This window comes from Micromonospora sp. RP3T (assembly GCF_003027925.1).
In the GTDB taxonomy this organism is placed as follows: domain Bacteria; phylum Actinomycetota; class Actinomycetes; order Mycobacteriales; family Micromonosporaceae; genus Micromonospora.
Genome location: NZ_PYPS01000031.1, coordinates 43,451 through 60,586, shown reverse-complemented (window position 1 = coordinate 60,586; position 17,136 = coordinate 43,451). Strand labels below are relative to the sequence as shown.

General features: G+C 74.0%; 18 protein-coding genes. 1 reads left to right on the top strand and 17 read right to left on the bottom strand.

All coding sequences use genetic code 11. The annotated features are described in order from the left end of the window. Positions 1–16: 16 nt before the first annotated feature. From C8054_RS23225 to C8054_RS23215, 3 genes are read right to left on the bottom strand one after another with little or no spacing between them, the layout of a single operon-like run. Positions 17–847, bottom strand: coding sequence for a hypothetical protein (locus C8054_RS23225; RefSeq protein WP_233220066.1), 831 nt, complete (start codon positions 845–847; stop codon positions 17–19). Then, a complete protein-coding gene (locus C8054_RS23220) occupies positions 844–3,084 on the bottom strand; it encodes a hypothetical protein (RefSeq protein WP_107160111.1) in 2,241 nt (746 codons plus the stop codon). Before C8054_RS23220 ends, C8054_RS23225 begins: the two co-directional genes overlap by 4 nt. Further along, complete coding sequence (locus C8054_RS23215; protein ID WP_107160109.1) at positions 3,081–3,893, bottom strand: hypothetical protein; 813 nt, start codon at positions 3,891–3,893, stop codon at positions 3,081–3,083. The genes C8054_RS23220 and C8054_RS23215 overlap by 4 nt, the downstream gene beginning before the upstream one ends. A 175-nt stretch (positions 3,894–4,068) precedes the next feature. On the opposite strand from C8054_RS23215, the gene C8054_RS23210 reads away from it, so the two are divergent. Further along, positions 4,069–4,953 carry a Crp/Fnr family transcriptional regulator gene (locus C8054_RS23210; protein ID WP_233220064.1) on the top strand — a complete coding sequence of 295 codons (885 nt, stop codon included), beginning with the start codon at positions 4,069–4,071 and terminating at the stop codon, positions 4,951–4,953. Positions 4,954–5,043: 90 nt separating this feature from the next. On the opposite strand, the gene pheT is transcribed toward C8054_RS23210, so the two are convergent. The 14 genes from pheT to C8054_RS23140 all read right to left on the bottom strand — a co-directional run bounded on the left by pheT (position 5,044) and on the right by C8054_RS23140 (position 17,135). Next, positions 5,044–7,590 carry a phenylalanine--tRNA ligase subunit beta gene (gene pheT, locus C8054_RS23205; RefSeq protein ID WP_107160107.1) on the bottom strand — a complete coding sequence of 849 codons (2,547 nt, stop codon included), beginning with the start codon at positions 7,588–7,590 and terminating at the stop codon, positions 5,044–5,046. A gap of 26 nt (positions 7,591–7,616) precedes the next feature. Further along, positions 7,617–8,678 carry a phenylalanine--tRNA ligase subunit alpha gene (gene pheS, locus C8054_RS23200; protein ID WP_107160105.1) on the bottom strand — a complete coding sequence of 354 codons (1,062 nt, stop codon included), beginning with the start codon at positions 8,676–8,678 and terminating at the stop codon, positions 7,617–7,619. A gap of 173 nt (positions 8,679–8,851) precedes the next feature. Next, positions 8,852–9,733, bottom strand: a complete 882-nt coding sequence (locus C8054_RS23195; RefSeq protein ID WP_107160103.1) for an RNA methyltransferase — start codon at positions 9,731–9,733, stop codon at positions 8,852–8,854. Positions 9,734–9,793: 60 nt separating this feature from the next. Then, positions 9,794–10,186 carry a 50S ribosomal protein L20 gene (rplT, locus tag C8054_RS23190; RefSeq protein ID WP_030335718.1) on the bottom strand — a complete coding sequence of 131 codons (393 nt, stop codon included), beginning with the start codon at positions 10,184–10,186 and terminating at the stop codon, positions 9,794–9,796. 32 nt (positions 10,187–10,218) lie between these two features. Continuing rightward, positions 10,219–10,413, bottom strand: a complete 195-nt coding sequence (gene rpmI / locus C8054_RS23185; RefSeq protein ID WP_107160101.1) for a 50S ribosomal protein L35 — start codon at positions 10,411–10,413, stop codon at positions 10,219–10,221. A gap of 18 nt (positions 10,414–10,431) precedes the next feature. Next, a complete protein-coding gene (gene infC / locus C8054_RS23180) occupies positions 10,432–11,082 on the bottom strand; it encodes a translation initiation factor IF-3 (RefSeq protein WP_091263828.1) in 651 nt (216 codons plus the stop codon). Positions 11,083–11,408: 326 nt separating this feature from the next. Continuing rightward, on the bottom strand, positions 11,409–11,882 hold the full coding sequence (locus C8054_RS23175) for a PH domain-containing protein (RefSeq protein WP_199199889.1): 474 nt from the start codon (positions 11,880–11,882) through the stop codon (positions 11,409–11,411). After that, the gene (locus tag C8054_RS23170) at positions 11,879–12,841 is read right to left on the bottom strand and encodes a DMT family transporter (RefSeq protein ID WP_107160099.1); all 963 of its coding nucleotides are present in this window, start codon (positions 12,839–12,841) and stop codon (positions 11,879–11,881) included. The genes C8054_RS23175 and C8054_RS23170 overlap by 4 nt, the downstream gene beginning before the upstream one ends. Further along, complete coding sequence (gene hisG / locus C8054_RS23165) at positions 12,838–13,683, bottom strand: ATP phosphoribosyltransferase (protein WP_107160097.1); 846 nt, start codon at positions 13,681–13,683, stop codon at positions 12,838–12,840. Before hisG ends, C8054_RS23170 begins: the two co-directional genes overlap by 4 nt. Positions 13,684–13,726: 43 nt before the next feature. Next, positions 13,727–13,990: a phosphoribosyl-ATP diphosphatase gene (locus tag C8054_RS23160; protein WP_043324932.1), complete on the bottom strand. Its 264-nt coding sequence runs from the start codon at positions 13,988–13,990 to the stop codon at positions 13,727–13,729. A 94-nt stretch (positions 13,991–14,084) separates the two neighbouring features. Further along, positions 14,085–14,582, bottom strand: coding sequence for a 6,7-dimethyl-8-ribityllumazine synthase (ribH, locus tag C8054_RS23155; protein WP_107160095.1), 498 nt, complete (start codon positions 14,580–14,582; stop codon positions 14,085–14,087). Positions 14,583–14,587: 5 nt separating this feature from the next. Continuing rightward, positions 14,588–15,853 (bottom strand): bifunctional 3,4-dihydroxy-2-butanone-4-phosphate synthase/GTP cyclohydrolase II, encoded by a 1,266-nt coding sequence (locus C8054_RS23150; protein ID WP_107160093.1) that lies wholly within the window; start codon positions 15,851–15,853, stop codon positions 14,588–14,590. After that, complete coding sequence (pnuC, locus tag C8054_RS23145) at positions 15,850–16,542, bottom strand: nicotinamide riboside transporter PnuC (protein WP_107160091.1); 693 nt, start codon at positions 16,540–16,542, stop codon at positions 15,850–15,852. The genes C8054_RS23150 and pnuC overlap by 4 nt, the downstream gene beginning before the upstream one ends. After that, positions 16,539–17,135 (bottom strand): riboflavin synthase, encoded by a 597-nt coding sequence (locus tag C8054_RS23140; RefSeq protein ID WP_107160089.1) that lies wholly within the window; start codon positions 17,133–17,135, stop codon positions 16,539–16,541. Before C8054_RS23140 ends, pnuC begins: the two co-directional genes overlap by 4 nt. Between the last annotated feature and the right edge of the window lies 1 nt (position 17,136).

Here is a 17,136-nt window from a genome sequence, read left to right as displayed (position 1 = left end):
CCGCGCCGGCTCAGGGTCAGCGACGGTGCTCGGCGAGCCCGTGCTGCTGCTGGAACGTGCGCAGGGCCGTGTCCCACGCCTGGGTGTACTCCGACGGCCCCAGGTCCAGGTCGTTGTGCCCCCGGACCGCCTCACGGAGCAGGTCCACCAGCTCCGGCACGGTCTCCCGGCGCTCCGCCACGTAGCGGCGGAACACCTCGGCGAACTGTTCCCCGGTGAGCCGGGCGGCGTGCGCCGTCACCGGGTCGTCCTCCAGGTTCTGGAGCACCGCACACCACCGCCGGGTCAGCTCGTCGGCCTGCCGAGCCCGGATCTTCTGCAGTTCGTGGTCGCACTCCAACCGGATCCGGTCCTCCCAGTACGGCCGCAGCCGTTCCCGCACCCGTTCGTCGGGACTGACCCGTACCTGGACGGTGAAGGAGGGCGCCGTCCCCTCGCGGGGCCAGCGTCGACCCGTCAGGCGCGTGTTCAACGCCTGCTCCAGTTCGTGGGATCGATGGGGCTCGTGTTGCCGGGAGAGGCCGACCGCCTCCTCCCGGAGAATGCCGCCGGCCCAGGTCAGGTAGCTGTCCGCCCGTAACCGCAGATGCTCGGACGTCATGTGCTGGGCAGTCCAGACGAACACCGGGTTCAGCCGGAAGTCGAAGGCGTCGCCCCTCGCCGGCACCAGGACGGGCTGCGGCACCTCCTGCCGGTACGACACGGTGACCGGGGCCACCGGCACCGGCGGCGCGGTGATCAGGGGCGAGGTGGTGGGTGGGAAGATCGCGTGCCACCAGCGGCGGCGCTCCGGCTGGTCGGGAACGGACGGCCGGGTGGCCGGACGGGCGGTGGGGTGAGTGCTCATCGCTGTTCCTCGTCGGTGAGTCGTCGAATGTCGTCGAGCAGGGGGTTGCCGCGCATCACGGGCCGCCAGACGTGCCGCAGCTGATGGTCGAGGCGACGCCGGAGCGGTTCGTGGCCGGCCACGACCGCCCGGAGCAGCTCCAGGCAGTACGCCGCCACCTCCGGATGTCCGTCCGCGCGGTTGAGCCAGAACCCGAGCGTCCGCCAGGCACGGAACGCGGTCCCGGGAAGGGAGAGCGCGGCGGCCCAACACGTGGCCAGGTCCGGCAGTCGGAGCGTGCCGCTCCGCACCAGGTCCAGCAGTTCCGGCCAGTGCTCCCGGGGGACGGGCGACCAGCGGTCGGCGAGGGTCCGCAACGCCCGCCCCGCGTGCAGGCGTACCTCGGGGTCGGCCGAGGCGGCCCACTCCGCGAGCGCGGCCAGCACGGCCGGCGCGTGGCCCGCGTCGTAGACCTCCACCAGTCCGCGAACCACGGAGTTCTGCCACCGCTGCATCCGGGCCTCGGCGACCTGCCGTAGCTGGAGCAGCGCCGTGTCGGGCCAGAGGCGAGCCAGGCCGAGGGCGTACGCCCGGGCCACGGTGTCGCGCCGGTGCGCGGCACCGCTCTCGGCCCAGCGGTCCAACTCGGTGCGGATCCGCTGCCGCAGCGACGGTTGCATCGCCATGGCGACCAGGGCGATGGCAGCCGCCTGGCGTACGCCCGCGCGACGTTCCCGGGCCAACTGGTCCACGGCCTCCAGCGCGGAACGCACGGCGTGCCCCGCCGACCAGCCGATCGCACCCGCCGCAGCCTGCCGTACCCCCGGCAGGTCACCGCGGGCGAGCTCGACCCACCACCCCAGGAGCTGCCCCGGCAGGAACCAGTCCTGCCAGGCGACCTCCAGCAGGCTGGCCCGCAGCGCGTCGTTGCCGGGGGTGAACTCCACCCGCCGCCCACCCGCGATCCGGTCGTCGTCGAGCACCCGCGCGGCCTGGCGCAGCTCCGGCCCCAGCAGCTCGTCGAGCGCAGCCGAGGTCCGCGCCGAGGACACCCGTCCCGGCTCGTCGAACCCGGGCGGAGTCAGCAGCCGGGCCGCCTGGTGGACCTCCGACACCGGCTGACCGGCCAGCACCGCGCAGGACAGCCGGAAGGCGCGCCGCTCGTCGGCGGTCCAGCTCCCCGACGGGTCCCGCCCCGCGTCGACACAGTCGAGGATCCGCGCCGCCCGTTCGCGCACCTGCCGGGGCAGCAGGCGCTCCAACTGCTGGGTGAGGTCCGTGCCGCTCACCGGGTTCCGGGCGATCGACTCCACCACCCGGACCACCTCACCCGGGCCCGGGTCACCACCCAGATAGCCGATCAGCAGGGGATGTCCGGCGCACTCCTCCTCGACATAGCTGTCGACGCACCCACCGGCGCAACCGTCGCCGCACCAGCCGACGCACCGGCCGCGCAACTGCCGGCGTAGTTGGGCGCGGAAGACATCCACCGCCGCCGGGGGGCGGTGTTCGACGAGCTGGTCAGTGAACTCGCGGATCCGCGACCGGAAGTCGCCGACGAGCACCATCGTGCAGCCCGCCGTCTCGACCCGGTTCGCCGCACCGACCAACGTCATACCGTCCAGCTCCCGAACCGCCCGATCGCTCAGGGGCAGCACGTAGCCGTGACCGGCACGCAGGGCTCCGGCCGCCTGGATCAGGTCCTGGGGACCCTCCACGTCGACCAGTCCCACGCGGTCGTAGCCGTGCCGCCGAGCGGCGGCCAGACGCGCCGCCGTGTGCCGGCCGGCGCCCTCCGGCCCGGAGAGGCAGACCAGGGCCACCTGCTTCAGCCGTCGATCGAGCTGCTGGTCGCTGGGCGCGGGCGCGTAGCCGTCGGCGGACCGGCGGACGACCGTCCCGCTCAGCGTCTCGGACCAGGTCCGGCCGCCGACGGCGCCGGCCATCGTGACGTTCATCGTGCCGATGGCGGTGGCTCCGGCCCCGGTCGCGTTCTGCCCCCGGACGCGCATCTCCCCGACCTCGACGCCGGCCGCGGTGCCGAGCAGCGCAGACAATCGGTCGAGCACCTCGCCGGGATCGAGCGGGGAATCGTCCTCGACGTCCTCCACACCGCCCTGGTCGTCCTCCGTCGGCTCCTCCCCGGGCCCTCCATCCGCCGTGACGAGCAGCGCATGCTCCTCGGCAGGCTCCTGACCGGCCGGTGCGACCGGCGCCGGCATGGCGTCCACCTCCGGCCGCGGCGCGAACCCGGTCACCGGTCACCACCGTCCCGACCGATGGTGGCGTCGCGGCCGACGGATCCGATCGCGGTCGCGTTCGTGCCGACGGCGTTCTGTCCGTCGACCCGGAGGCTGCCGATGTGGATTCCGGAGCTGCCGGGTGCGGCGACGCGCGGGGCGGGAGCCGGAGCGGCGCTCGGGGCCCGCTCGGTGTCACCGGCCGGCGCCGTCGGTCCCCCGCCCTCCGGCGACGCCGACGACATGTCTTCGTCGACCACGTGGAGCCAGGCATCCTCCTCGAAGTCCTTACCGGGATGGCTGACCCGAACCTGGCGGAACCGTTCGGGCCGCAACTCCTCCGGGTACTCGCAGACGACGTCCTGGTAGATGTCGCTGGAGACGACGAGAGCCACACCCGCGCCCGGGAAGTCCGCCAGAGCACGCCGCACCGGATCGGCGTCACAGAGTCGGCAGACACGCACCACGGCGGTGCCGGGGAAGCCGTTCGCGCCGTCGAGGTGCACGATCCCCTGGTGTACGGCCATCCGCAGGCGGATCCGCGCCGCCGGGACGCGGCTGCTGTTGTACACCCGCAACCGTCGGCTGAGTTCCGGCACGAACCGGCCGATCACGCGCGCCTCCGGGGCGTCCCGGGGCAGGATCGCCAGCTCGCCGTCTCCGGCCTGCTGGGTTCGCCAGGACGTCCGGTCCAGGCCGACCGCGGCAGCCGCCTCGTGCAGCAGACGCCGGAACTCCTGCTGCGCCTCGTACTGCTGGAGGTTGCTGCGGCGGCTGTACCGCTCCATGTCCACACTGATCAACAGTCGTCGCTCGGGATGGTGCATCGACGTGTCGCCCCTTCGTCACCCGCCCGCCGACACCGGCGGGACCACAAGGAACATCGAACCGGGCTCATCCGGGCCGCACCCCGTAGAAGTACGGCATCCGCCGGACCGTCCGAAACCGGTCTTCCCCTCTCCGTCCGGGATCCGGCGGCCGGATCCGCGTTGCACTGGGGACATGGTCGAGGTCCTCAGCGAACTGCTCCTCGCCGCAGGCTGGCAGCCGGCGCAGGTGCTGGCCCTGGTGGCGGTGTACGCCGGGGCCGTCGCCCTGCTGCGCCGGGCGTCGCGCTCCGCTCAGTTTCGGCTACGCTTCGACCGCCTTCGCGGAAAGACGAGAGTGAGGTTGTCGATGCGTCGAGGTGCGCCCCCGGACGTCCAGTGGCCGTACGGCACCTTCCTGCAACGGCTGCGGCCCGACACCCGCGCGATCGTGCTCGACCTCGGCGTCCGGCGTCAGGTGCCGGCCGGGCAGATTCTCATCCACGAGGGCGCTCGGGAGTCGCACCTGGTGCTGCTGGAGGAGGGGCTGACCAAGGTGACGGCGAGCCTCCCCGACGGCCGGTCGGCGCTGCTCTCGCTGCGGGTCGGCGGCGACCTGGTCGGCGAGATGTCCGCCCTCAACGACCAGCCACGCTCGGCCACGATCACCACCTGCGGCCCGACGCGCTACAGCGTCGTCCCGAGGGACCGTTTCACCCGCTTCCTCAGGGAGCACCCCGAGGCCGCGCTCGAACTCGCGGCGATGGTCGCGGACCGGCTGCGCTGGTCCAACCGCCGCCGCATCGACTTCAGCTCGTACGCGGTGAGGATCCGGGTGGCCAGGGTGATCGCCGAGCTGTGCCGCACGCACGGCCGCCGGAGCCCGGACGGAGTCGTCATCGACGTCCGGCTCACCCAGCCCGAGCTGGCGACGATCTGCGGGGCTGCCGAGACCTCGATCCAGAAGGCGCTGCGCGACCTGCGCGCCGAGCGGCTGGTGGACACCGACTACCGGCGGATCACCGTGCGGGACCTGCGCCGCCTGCGTGAACTCGGCGAGCTGCCCGCCGACGAGGAGTGATCGCCCGGCGGGAGGTCCCGCCGATGTCCGGGTGTTAAGAAGGGCCCCCGCCTCTACCGAATGCGTTAAGCGGGGGCCCCTCCTTACACCTCAGGCGCCGCGGAGGGTGGCGCCGAAGCGCTGCGCGGCGAGCGCCACGGCGGCGTCCCGGGCGGCCACCGCCTCCTCACCGGCGAGGGTGCGGTCCGGGGCGCGGAACGTCAGCTTGTACGCCAACGACTTCCGCCCGGCACCGAGCTGCGCCGAGGCGTAGACGTCGAAGAGCCGGACGTCCTCCAGCAGCGCGCCGGCACCCTCGACGAGCGCCGCCCGCACCTCGGCCGCCGGCACCGCCTCGTCCACCACCAACGCCACGTCGATCAGGGCCGGCGGGAACGTGGAGATGGCCGGCCCGGCCACCAGCGGCGCGGCGGGCAGCGCGTCCAGGTCCAGCTCCATGGCGCTGGTGCGCCGGGGCAGTTCCAGCGCCGTCACCACGGCCGGGTGCAGCTCGCCGGCGTGCCCGACCACGGTGTCGTCGACGAGCAGCTCGGCGCAGCGGCCCGGGTGCCAGGGGGCGTACTCACCGGCCCGCACGGTCACCCGGTCGGCCGGGATGCCCGCGGCGGCGAGCACCGCCCGGCCGGCCTCGACGGCGTCCGCCCAGCCTGCCGCGCGACCCGCGCCCCACCAGCCGGCCGGCTCGATCTCGCCGCAGAGCGCGACCGCGACGTGTCGCGGCTGCTCCGGCACCACCGCGTCGGCGGCGGCGAACTCCTCGTCGGTGGGCCGCCGGTCCACGCCCATGGCGGGCGGGGCGCCGACGCCCGGACGGGGCAGGAAGACCGCGCCGATCTCGTAGATCGCCACGTCCCGCTGGCCCCGGCCGACGTTGCGCCGGACGATGCCGAGCAGCGGGCCGAGCAGCGTGGTGCGCAGCAGCGGCTCCTCCTCGGACAGCGGGTTGGCCACCCGCACCGCGGGGCGGCGCGGGTCGTCGGCCGGCAGGCCGAGCTGGTCGGCCAGCTCCGGGGCGACGAACGGCTGGGCCAGCACCTCGACCCAGCCGCGCTCGGCGAGCGAGCGGGCCACCGCGCGGCGGCGCTGCTGCGCCGGGGTGAGACCCCGGCCGGGCCGCGCGGTGGGCAGCACCGACGGCACCCGGTCGTACCCGTCGAGGCGGACCACCTCCTCGACCAGGTCGGCCGGGTCGGTCAGGTCGGGCCGCCAGCTCGGCGGCGTCACGGTCAGCACCTCCGCGCCGCCGGTGGCCACCCCGACCGTGCCCGGGTCCTCGCCGAGCCGGTCGGCGCCCCGGGTGACCGCGCAGCCGACCTGCGTCAGCAGCTCCACCACCCGGTCCGCCCGGTACGACACGCCCACCCGGCGGGTCGGCAGGTCCACCGGCAGCGTCACCGGCGACGGCGGGCGGACGTGGTCGAGATCGAGCACCTCCGCGCCGGGCGTGCCGCCGGCCAGGTCGGTGAGCAACCGGACCGCCTTCTCCAGCGCGACGAGCGGCAGCGTCGGGTCGACGCCCCGCTCCCAGCGTTTCGCGGCCTCGCTGAACAGCTTGTGCCGCCGGGCCGTGCGGCCCACCATCGCCGGGTCCCAGTGCGCGGCCTCGAACAGCACGTTCGTGGTGGAGGCGAGCACCTCGCTGGTCTCGCCGCCCATCACCGCGGCCAGCGAGATCGGCCCGCTGTCGTCGCAGATCACCATGTCCTCGGCGACCAGGCTGCGGCTCACCCCGTCGAGCGTGGTCAGCTTCTCCCCCGGCTCGGCGCGGCGCACCACCAGCGGCCCGGCGATCCGGTCCGCGTCGAAGGCGTGCATCGGCTGGCCGAGTTCGAGCATCAGGTAGTTGGTGATGTCGACCGGCAGCGAGATGCTGCGCACGCCGGCGGCGGTGAGCCGCCGCGACATCCAGCCGGGCGTGGCCACGGTCGGGTCGACGCCACGCACCATCCGGGCCGCGAACCGGTCGCAGCCGACCGGGTCACGGACCTCCACCGGGTACGCCGGCTCGGCGGTCCCGCCCGTCGCCGGCGCGTCGGCCGGGTCGCGGAACGGCACGCCGAGCGCGTGCGACAGCTCCCGGGCGATGCCGCGGACGCTGAGCGCGTACCCGCGGTCCGGGGTGATCTCCATTTCGACCACCACGTCGTCCAGGCCGACGACCGGGCGCGCGTCGTCGCCGGGCTGGGCCTTGACGTCCGCGGGCAGCACGATGATGCCGGAGTGGTCGTCGCCCAGGCCCAGCTCCCGCGCCGAGCAGATCATCCCGTGGGAGTTGCGCCCGTACGTCTTGCGCGCGCCGATGGCGAAGTTGCCCGGCAGCACACCGCCCGGCAGGATCACCACGACCTTGTCGCCGGGGGCGAAGTTGCGCGCCCCGCAGACGATCTCCTGCGGCTCGCCGGTGCCGTTCGCGTCGCCGACGTCCACCCGGCAGAAGCGGATCGGCTTCTTGAAACCGGTCAGCTCCTCGATCTGGAGGACCTCGCCCACGACCAGCGGGCCGGTGACGGTCGCCCGCAGGTCCACGATCGACTCGACCTCGATGCCGAGGTCGACCAGCGCCTGCTCCAGGTCGCCGGCGGGCAGGTCGGCGGGGAGATCCACGTACTCCCGCAGCCAACTGACTGAAACTCGCATGATTCCTCTACCACCGTTCCCGTAGCTCAGGCGCCGAACGCGCGGGTGAACCGCACGTCGCCCTCGGCCATGTCCCGCATGTCGCTGACGCCGTGCCGGACCATCACGGTCCGGTCGATGCCCATGCCGAACGCGAATCCGGAGTAGACCTCCGGGTCGATCCCGCAGGCGCGCAGCACCCGCGGGTTGACCATGCCGCAGCCGCCCCACTCGACCCACTGCGGCCCGTCCCGGTGCTCCGGGAACCAGACGTCGAACTCGGCCGACGGCTCGGTGAACGGGAAGTAGTGCGGACGCCAGCGCGTCTTGGCGCCCTCGCCGAACATGGCGCGCGCGAAGTGGTCGAGCGTGCCGCGCAGGTGCGCCATGGTGATGCCCTTGTCCACCACCAGGCCCTCGACCTGGTGGAAGACCGGCGCGTGGGTGGCGTCCAACTCGTCGGTGCGGTAGACCCGGCCGGGCACCACCACGTAGATCGGCGGCTTGCGGCTGAGCATGGTGCGCGCCTGCACCGGCGAGGTGTGGGTGCGCAGCACCAGGCCCGACCCCTGGGGGGCGATGTGGAACGTGTCCATCAGCCCGCGCGCCGGATGGTCGGCCGGGATGTTGAGCGCGTCGAAGTTGGTCCACTCCAACTCGACCTCGGGCCCCTCGGCCACCTCGTAGCCCATGCCGATGAACAGGTCGCTGATCTGCTCCATCAGCACGGTCAGCGGGTGGCGGGCGCCGCGCGGCCGGCGGTCGTGGGGCAGGGTCACGTCGACCCGCTCCTCGACCAGCACCCGCTCGGCCTGCTCGCGGTCCAGGATCTCCTGACGGGCGGCGTACGCGGACTCGATGGCCCGGCGGGCCTCGTTGACCCGCTTGCCGGCGTCGGACTTCGCGGCCGGCGGCAGCGCGCCGATCTCCCGGCGGGCGAGCGACACCGGGGACCGGTCCCCCAGGTGCGTGGGGCGCAGCGCGGTCAGCGCGTCCGGGTCGGTGGCGGCGGCGAACGCCTTCTCGGCGTCGGCCACGGCCCCGGCCAGGGCGTCCGGGTCGAGCAGGGCGACCTGCTTCGGGTCGTACGGATCGTTGCGGTAACTCATGGTGAACGGGCACTCCCTCAAGGGCGGCGCCGGCCCGACTACAGGCGGCCAGGCGAGTCTACGGACGCGCGGCTTCGCCGCAGCCCGCCGGTGGGAGTCGTGCAGGGGGAAGGGTCAGACCTGCCGCCCGCCGACACCGGCGGGCTGGCTAAACGAACGCCGTGGCGCGTTCCTCACGAGGTGGACTCCCCTGCGGTGTGCCGCGTGGCCCTGGGGGCACGCAGTGCTCTGGCCGAAGAATACAGGCAGACGGCCGCCGCCGCAGCCAGATTGAGACTCTCGGCGCGCCCGTGCAGCGGCACCCGGACCCGGGCGTCGGCGACCGCGGTCAACTCCTCGGGCAGGCCGTGCGCCTCCGAGCCGAACAACCACGCGGTGGGCGCGGCGAGCCGGCCGGCGTCGGCGAGGTCGTCGAGGTCGCTGTCGCCGTACCCGGTGGTGGCGAGGATCGCCAGCCCGGCGGCCCGCAGCGCCGCGACGGCCGCGAGCGGGTCGGCGGCGCGCACCACGTCGACGTGGAACAGGCTGCCGGCGGACGCCCGCACGCACTTGCCGTTGTACGGGTCGACCGCCTCGCCGGCGAAGACCACCGCGCCCGCGCCGGCCGCGTCCGCGGTCCGTAGCACCGTCCCGGCGTTGCCCGGGTCACGGATCCCGGCGAGCACCGCGACCAGGCGCGGCCCGCCCGCGACGGCCTCGGCCAGCGGCACGTCGAGGTGCCGGCAGACCGCCACCAGGCCCTGCGGGGCCACCGTCTCGGTGAGCGCGGCGAGGGCCTCGTCGGTGACCTCGGAGACCGGCACGTCGGCGCGGGCGGCGACGGCGGCCAGGTCGGCGTGCCGGTCCAGCGCGGTCGGGGTGCCGAACAGCTCGACCACCGTGCCGGCGCGGGCGAGCGCCTCACGGACGGCCTGCGGCCCCTCGGCGAGGAAGCGGCCGGCCTGCTCGCGGTCGCGCCGGCGGTGCAGCCGGCGGGCCGCCACGACCCTCGGGGTACGCGGGGTGAACGGGCCGGAGACGGCGTCGAGGCGTCTCCCCTGCGACGGTGACTGCATGGGAGACGCCTCGATCTGCCGTACGGGTGGGTCAGTCGGCCTGGGCCGCGTACAGGTGGGTCAGGCGGCCTGGGCCGCGGCGCCACCGGTGCCCTCGGCCGCCACGGCGGCGCGGGCCAGCTCGACGATCGCCGCGAACGCGGCGGCGTCGTTGACGGCCAGGTCGGCCAGGATCTTGCGGTCGACCTCGATGCCGGCCAGGCGCAGGCCCTGGATCAGCCGGTTGTAGGTCATCCCGTTGGCCCGGGCGCCGGCGTTGATCCGCTGGATCCAGAGCTGCCGGAAGTCGCCCTTGCGGTCGCGACGGTCCCGGTAGGCGTACTGCATCGAGTGCAGCACCTGCTCCTTGGCCTTGCGGTAGAGCCGGGAGCGCTGACCGCGGTAACCGCTCGCGGTCTCCAGCAGGGTACGACGCTTCTTCTGGGCGTTCACAGCCCGCTTGACGCGTGCCATCTCAACTCCTTCTTCGGTTCAGGTGGCGCGCGTCAGCGGCCGAGCAGCTTCTTGATGCGCTTCACGTCGGCCTTGGCCAGCTCGACGGTGCCGGTCAGCCGGCGGGTCTGGGTGGAGGGCTTCTTCTCCAGCTTGTGGCGGAGGCCGGCCTGCTGGGCAACGATCTTGCCCGAACCGGTCACCTTGACCCGCTTGCCCGTACCCGTGTGGCTCTTCATCTTCGGCATGTGGAACGTCTCTCCCTGTTACTGGCCGCTGGTGTCAGCGGTCGGGCCGGTCTCACCGGCTGCTGCGGTCTCGCCGGCCGCCGGGGTCTCGCCACCTGCCGGGGCTGCCGACTCCTCCGCGGCCCGGTCCCGGGGCCCACCGCGGGACGCCGTGGCGGCGACCGCGGAGGCCTTGACGGCCCGGTGCGGAGCGAGAACCATGATCATGTTTCGGCCGTCCTGCTTCGGGGCGGCCTCGACGTATCCCAGGTCCGTGATCTCGGACTCGAGCCGGCGCAGGAGCCGGTAACCCAGCTCCGGGCGGCTCTGCTCGCGACCGCGGAACATGATCGTCACCTTGACCTTGTCGCCCGCCTTGAGGAACCGCACCACGTGACCCTTCTTGGTCTCGTAGTCGTGCGGGTCGATCTTCGGCCGGAGCTTCATTTCCTTGATGACGGTCTGCTGCTGGTTACGCCGCGCTTCGCGCGCCTTGAGTGCGCTCTCGTACTTGAACTTGCCGAAGTCCATGAGCTTGCACACCGGCGGGCGCGCCATCGGCGCAACCTCGACCAGGTCCAGGTCGACGTCCGCGGCCAGCTGCAGGGCGCGCTCCAGCGGGACGATGCCCACCTGCTCACCCTCAGGGCCGACCAGTCGGACCTCACGTGCCCGGATCTGCTCGTTCACGCGTGGTTCGACGCTGATGGGGCCTCCTCGAGTCGAGTGTCCTACGGTGCCGACTCCGCGGGCTCCCGGGTGGGAGCCGACCCGGAAAGCAGAAGGCCCCGGCGTATGCCAGGGCCCACTCGACCGGTCGGCACGATCACAGGATCGCGCATCCGGGATCGGGACGTGCCCGAAACCGGGGACCGGACCCGGACACCTGGACGGCGACTCGGGTGGGAGCGGGCGCTCCGCTTCAGCGACCACCCGCACGTCAGGGACGGGGGCAGTCTGGTCGACCCCGCAACACTACACCCTCGACCCAGGCCCACCCAAACCGGGCCCGCAGGTCAGCGGGGCGCGGACTGCCCAGCGGCCAGCGTGGCCAGGTGCGCCTGATGCAGGCGGCGCAGCGCGCGGACCGCCTCGACCGCGCTCTCCTTGTCGGCGGCCTGGAGCGCCACCATCGGCAGCAGGTCGTCGTCGTGCAACTCCAGGCTGGCCCACGGAGCGCCCCGGTCGAACCGGACCCCGCGGATCACCTCCCACGGCAGCTCGTAGGAGCCGACCACGTTGCGCACCCGGACCCCCCGGGCGTCGGCGACCACGCGGGGACGGGTGAACAGCAGGAAGCCGAGCGCGCCGAAGACGCCCAGGCCGATCATGGCGAACTGGTCGCCGCGCTGGAACGAGCCGTAACCGTCGCCGGTCGCGCCGGTCAGGGACGTCGCGACGAGGCTGAACACCACCAGCAGCGTGACGGCCGCCGCCCAGCAGACCACCCGGACGCGGCGGGGCCGCACGGTCACCACGGAATCGCTCACCCGACCAGTCTGCCATCCGGCTCGCGCTCGCGTTCGGCCGCCACACGGGCCGGACCGCGCCGCCGGACGCCCGCCACCAGCATCGCCAGCAGCGTGAGCACGGCGCCGGCCAGCACCGGCAGCCGGACGCCGGGGCCGTCGGGCAGCGCCAGATCCAGCAGCAGCGCGCCGCCGAGCTGCCCGGCCACCAGCGCCAGGCCGGTCCGCAGCACCCCGGCGGCCCGCACCCCGACCAGCAGCGCGAGCACGATGCCGACGCCGAACAGACCGCCCACGTAGAGCCACCACTGGGTCGGCCAGCGCGGCTGGTCGGCGAACGCGCCGACCAGCACCGCCACCGCGCCGATCACCGTGGTGCTGACCACGAAGTTGATCGCGAGCCCGGCGGCCGGCCCGATCCCGGCCGCGATCCGACCGTTGAGCGCGGACTGGAGGGCCACCGCCAGCCCGCCCACCACGGAGAGCAGCACCAGGCCGACGGCCAGGTCACCCACCGGCCGGCCGAGCTGCGCCAGGGCCACCGCGCCGATGCCGAGCAGCGCGCCGGCCACCCGGGGCGCGGCGAGCGGCAGCCGTCCGGTGGCGGCCAGCCCGGCCCGGTCCACGGCCAGGCCGCCGAGGCTGCCGCCGGCCACCTGGGCGATGGTGAACACCGCCACCCCGAGCACCGGCACCACCACCGGGGCGGTCAGCACGATCACCGCCCCGCCCACCCCGCCCAGGAACGACCACCACGGCAGCCCGGCCCGGCGCAGCGCGGCCAGCCCGGCCCGCATCGACGGCACCACCGCCAGCCCGACCAGCACGACCAGGCAGCCACCCAGGTTGTTGACCACCGCGCCGAGCACCGGGTCGCCGGTCCGCTCCCCCAGCTCGGCGTTGACCACGCCCTGGGCGGCCGAGGCCACGCCGCCCAGGACGACAACGGCCAGCGCGGCCGGGAGCGGCAGCGGCCTCACAGCCGGCAGGCGTGGATGTTGGTGACCAGGATCGCCCGGGCGCCCAGCTCGTACAGCTCGTCCATGATCCGGTGGACGTCGTCGCGGAGCACCATCGCCTGCACCGCGACCCAGCCCTCCCGGTGCAGCGGCGAGACGGTCGGCGACTCGATGCCCGGGGTGAGCGAGCTGGCCCGGTCGAGCAGCCCGGCCGGCACGTCGTAGGCGAGCATCACGTAGCGGCGGGCGACCAGCACGCCGTGCAGGCGGCGCTCGAGCTGCTCCTGCTGGGCGCTGCCGGGCGTGCCGGCCCGCCGCACCAGCACCGCCGAGGAACGCAGCAGCGGCTCGCCGAAGACCACCAGGCCGGCCTGGCGCAGCGTGGCGCCGGTCTCCACCACGTCGGCGACCACGTCGGCCACGCCGAGGCGGATGGCGTTCTCCACCGCCCCGTCGAGCCGGATCACCTCCGCCTTGACGTCCAGCTCGGCCAGGTGCCGCTCGACCAGACCCGGGTACGCGGTGGCGATCCGGTGCCCGCCGAGCTGCTGCACGGAGGCGACGTCGTCGGGGCGGGCGGCGAACCGGAAGGTGGCCCGCCCGAAGTTGAGGTCCACCACCTCCTCGGCCGGCGCGCCGGAGTCGATCAGCAGGTCCCGCCCGGTGATGCCGACGTCCAGGTCGCCGGAGCCGACGTAGGTGGCGATGTCCTTGGGGCGCAGGTAGAAGAACTCGATGTCGTTGGGCTCGTCCCGGCAGACCAGGTCCTTCGGGTCGGTGCGCTGGCGGTAGCCCGCCTCGCGCAGCATCCCGGCGGCCGACTCGGCCAGGGCGCCCTTGTTGGGTACGGCGACACGCAGCATGGGAGTGCTCCTTCGTTCGATCGGATGATCAGCGGACGGGCACTCACAGATGTCGGTAGACGTCCTTCAGCTCCAGGCCGGTGGCCAGCATCAGCACCTGCGCCTGGTAGAGCAGCTGGGAGATCTCCTCGGCGGCCCGTTCCGGGCCCTCGTGCTCGGCCGCCATCCACGACTCGGCCGCCTCCTCGACGACCTTCTTGCCGATGAAGTGCACGCCCTTGGCGAGCGCGTCGACCGTGCCCGAGCCCGGGGTGCCGGCGGCGGCCTTGGCCTGCAGCTCGGCGAACAACTCCTCGAACGTCTTCACGACACGCGATTCTTCCAGCCGCCCCCGGTGAGCCCGCGCACCGGGTCCGCCCGCGTCCACCGGGCAGGCCGGCCACACCCTGCTGTCGGCCCGGTCAGGCGAAGCCGAGGCGGGGGGCGGCGGTGGCGTCCAGGGCGCGGATGGCCAGTGCGGCGTCCAGCGCGGCCACCGTGGCGGCCCAGCCCTTGTCCTCGGCCGAGCCGGGCAGCCCGGCCCGGTCCCGGGCCTGCTCGATGGTGTCCACGGTGAGCACCCCGTGCGCCACCGGCCGGCCCTCGTCCAGCGCCACCCGGGTCAGCCCGTCGGTGACCGACCGGCAGACGTAGTCGAAGTGGGCGGTCGCGCCGCGTACCACCACGCCGAGCGCGACCACCACGTCGTGGCGGCGGGCCATCGCCTGCGCCACCACCGGCAGCTCCACCGAGCCGGCCACCCGGGCCACCACGGCCCGCGCGCCGCACGCCTGCGCGGCGGCCACCGCGCGCTCCACCATGTGATCGGTCAGCTCGCCGTGCCAGCGCGCGGCCACCACGCCGACGGTCAGCCCGGCGGCGTCCACCGCGGTGACGCCCGGCTCCCCGAAACCCGCCATCGTCCCTACGCTCCGATCTCGTCACCGGCGACCGGGCGGCCCATCGGCGCCTCGGTCACCTCGTCCAGCCCGTCCAGCAGGTGGCCCATCCGGTCCCGCTTGGTGCGCAGGTAGCGCACGTTCTCCGGGTTCGACGACACGGGCAGCCCCTCCCGGCCGGTCACGGTCAGGCCGTACCCCTCCAGGCCGGCCCGCTTGGCCGGGTTGTTCGTCAGCAGCCGCATCGAGCGCACGCCGAGGTCGTAGAGGATCTGCGCGCCGGTGCCGTAGTCCCGCGCGTCGGCCGGCAGCCCCAGGTCGAGGTTCGCGTCCACGGTGTCGCGCCCCTGGTCCTGCAACTGGTACGCCTGGAGCTTGTGCAGCAGGCCGATGCCGCGCCCCTCGTGCCCGCGCACGTAGAGCACCACCCCACGGCCCTCCCGGGCGACCCGGGCCAGCGCGCCCTGCAACTGCGGGCCGCAGTCGCAGCGCAGCGAGCCGAACACGTCTCCGGTGAGGCACTCGGAGTGCACCCGGACCAGCACGTCCCGGCCGTCGCCGAGGTCACCGAAGACCAGCGCGACGTGCTCGGCCGGGTCGTGCTCGGCCCGGTAGCCGAGCGCCGTGAAGACGCCGTACGGCGTGGGCATCCGCGCCTCGGCGGCCAGCTCCACCTGCTTCTCGGTCCGCCGCCGGTACGCGATCAGGTCGGCGATGGTGATCAGCGTCAGCCCGTGCTCGGCGCAGAACTTCTCCAGATCCGGCACGCGCATCATGGTGCCGTCGTCGTTGACCAGCTCGCAGAGCACCCCGGCCGGACGCAACCCGGCCAGCCGGGTCAGGTCCACCGCCGCCTCGGTGTGCCCGGGCCGGCGCAGCACCCCGCCGGCGCGGGCGCGCAGCGGCACCACGTGGCCGGGGCGGGCCAGGTCGGTCGGGTCGGTGCCGGCGTCGGCGAGCAGCCGGATGGTGTGCGACCGGTCGGCGGCCGAGATGCCCGTGCTGACGCCCTCACGGGCGTCCACCGTCACCGTGTACGCGGTGCCGCGCCGGTCCTGGTTGGTGTGGTGCATCGGCGGCAGGTCCAGCCGGTCGCACTCGGCCTCGGTCAACGGCACGCAGATGTAGCCCGAGGTGTGGCGGACCATGAACGCGACCAGCTCCGGGGTGGCCAGCTCGGCCGCGAAGATCAGGTCACCCTCGTTCTCCCGGCCCTCGTCGTCGACCACGACCACCGGCCGGCCGGCGGCCACGTCCGCCACCGCCTGCTCGATCGAACCGAAACTGCTCATGCCACGACCTCCGAGTACGTCGCCGGGATCCGGGTCCGCGTGACGGTCCGCGACGTGCGCCACCAGGCGTAGAAGCCGGCCGCGCAGAACGCGCCGTAGACCAGGTACATGGCGGCCGACGGGTAGAAGCCGCCGCGGAGCAGCAGGGGCACGCCGACCGCGTCGACGGCGATCCAGACCAGCCAGAACTCCACCCAGCCGCGGGCCATGCCGTACGTGGCGAGCAGGCTGCCGACCAGGATCCAGGCGTCCGGCAACGGCCCCCACGAGCCGAGCGCGGCCAGCACCGGATAGGCGGCGGCGGTGCCCACGGCGGCGGCGGCGAGCAGGGCCAGCCGTTCCCGGCCGGTCGCCCAGCGCGGCACCACGGCCGGCTCCGCGCCGTCGCCGACTCGGCGGTTGCGCGACCAGCGCCACCAGCCGTAGACGCTCACCGCGAAGAAGAAGACCTGCCGGCCGGCCTGGCCGTAGAGGTCGTGCGCCTGCGGGGTGGCGAAGACGCCGCCGAGGAACACGGTGAACAGCAGCCCGTTGCCGATCATGCCGACCGGCCAGGCCCAGACCACCCGGCGCAGCCCGAGCAGCGCCGAGACGAGCCCGAAGACGTTGCCGACGATCTCCCGGACCAGCACCGGCGAGCCAACGACGTGCACCTGGGCGTCGAGCAGCCAGCCGAGCGGGCCGGTCACCGGGCACCGCCCAGCAGCCGCTCGACGTACTTGGCCAGCACGTCCACCTCCAGGTTGACCGGGTCGCCGACCTGTCTGCCGCCGAGCACGGTGAGCTTGAGCGTGGTGGGGATCAGGCCGACCGAGAACCAGTCGTCGCCCACCTCCGCGACGGTCAGCGACACGCCGTCGACGGTGATCGAGCCCTTCTCCACCACGTAGCGGGCCAGCTCGGCGGGCAGCCGGAACCGGACCGTCTCCCACTGCGCGGCCGGCTCCCGGTCGACGACCTCGCCGACGCCGTCGACGTGCCCCTGTACCAGGTGCCCGCCGAGCCGGCTGTTCAGCGCGGCGGCCCGTTCCAGGTTGACCGCGTCGCCGGGGCGCAGCGCCCCGAGCGCGGTGCGGCGCAGCGTCTCACCCATCACGTCGGCGGTGAAGACGCCGCCGTCGACGTCGACCACGGTCAGGCAGACCCCGTTGACCGCGATGGAGTCGCCGTGCCGGGCGTCCGAGGTGACGAGCGGGCCGCGGATGGCGACCAGCGCCGAGTCGTCGCCGGTCTCGGTGCTCCGGACGATCTCGCCCAGCTCCTCGACGATGCCGGTGAACATG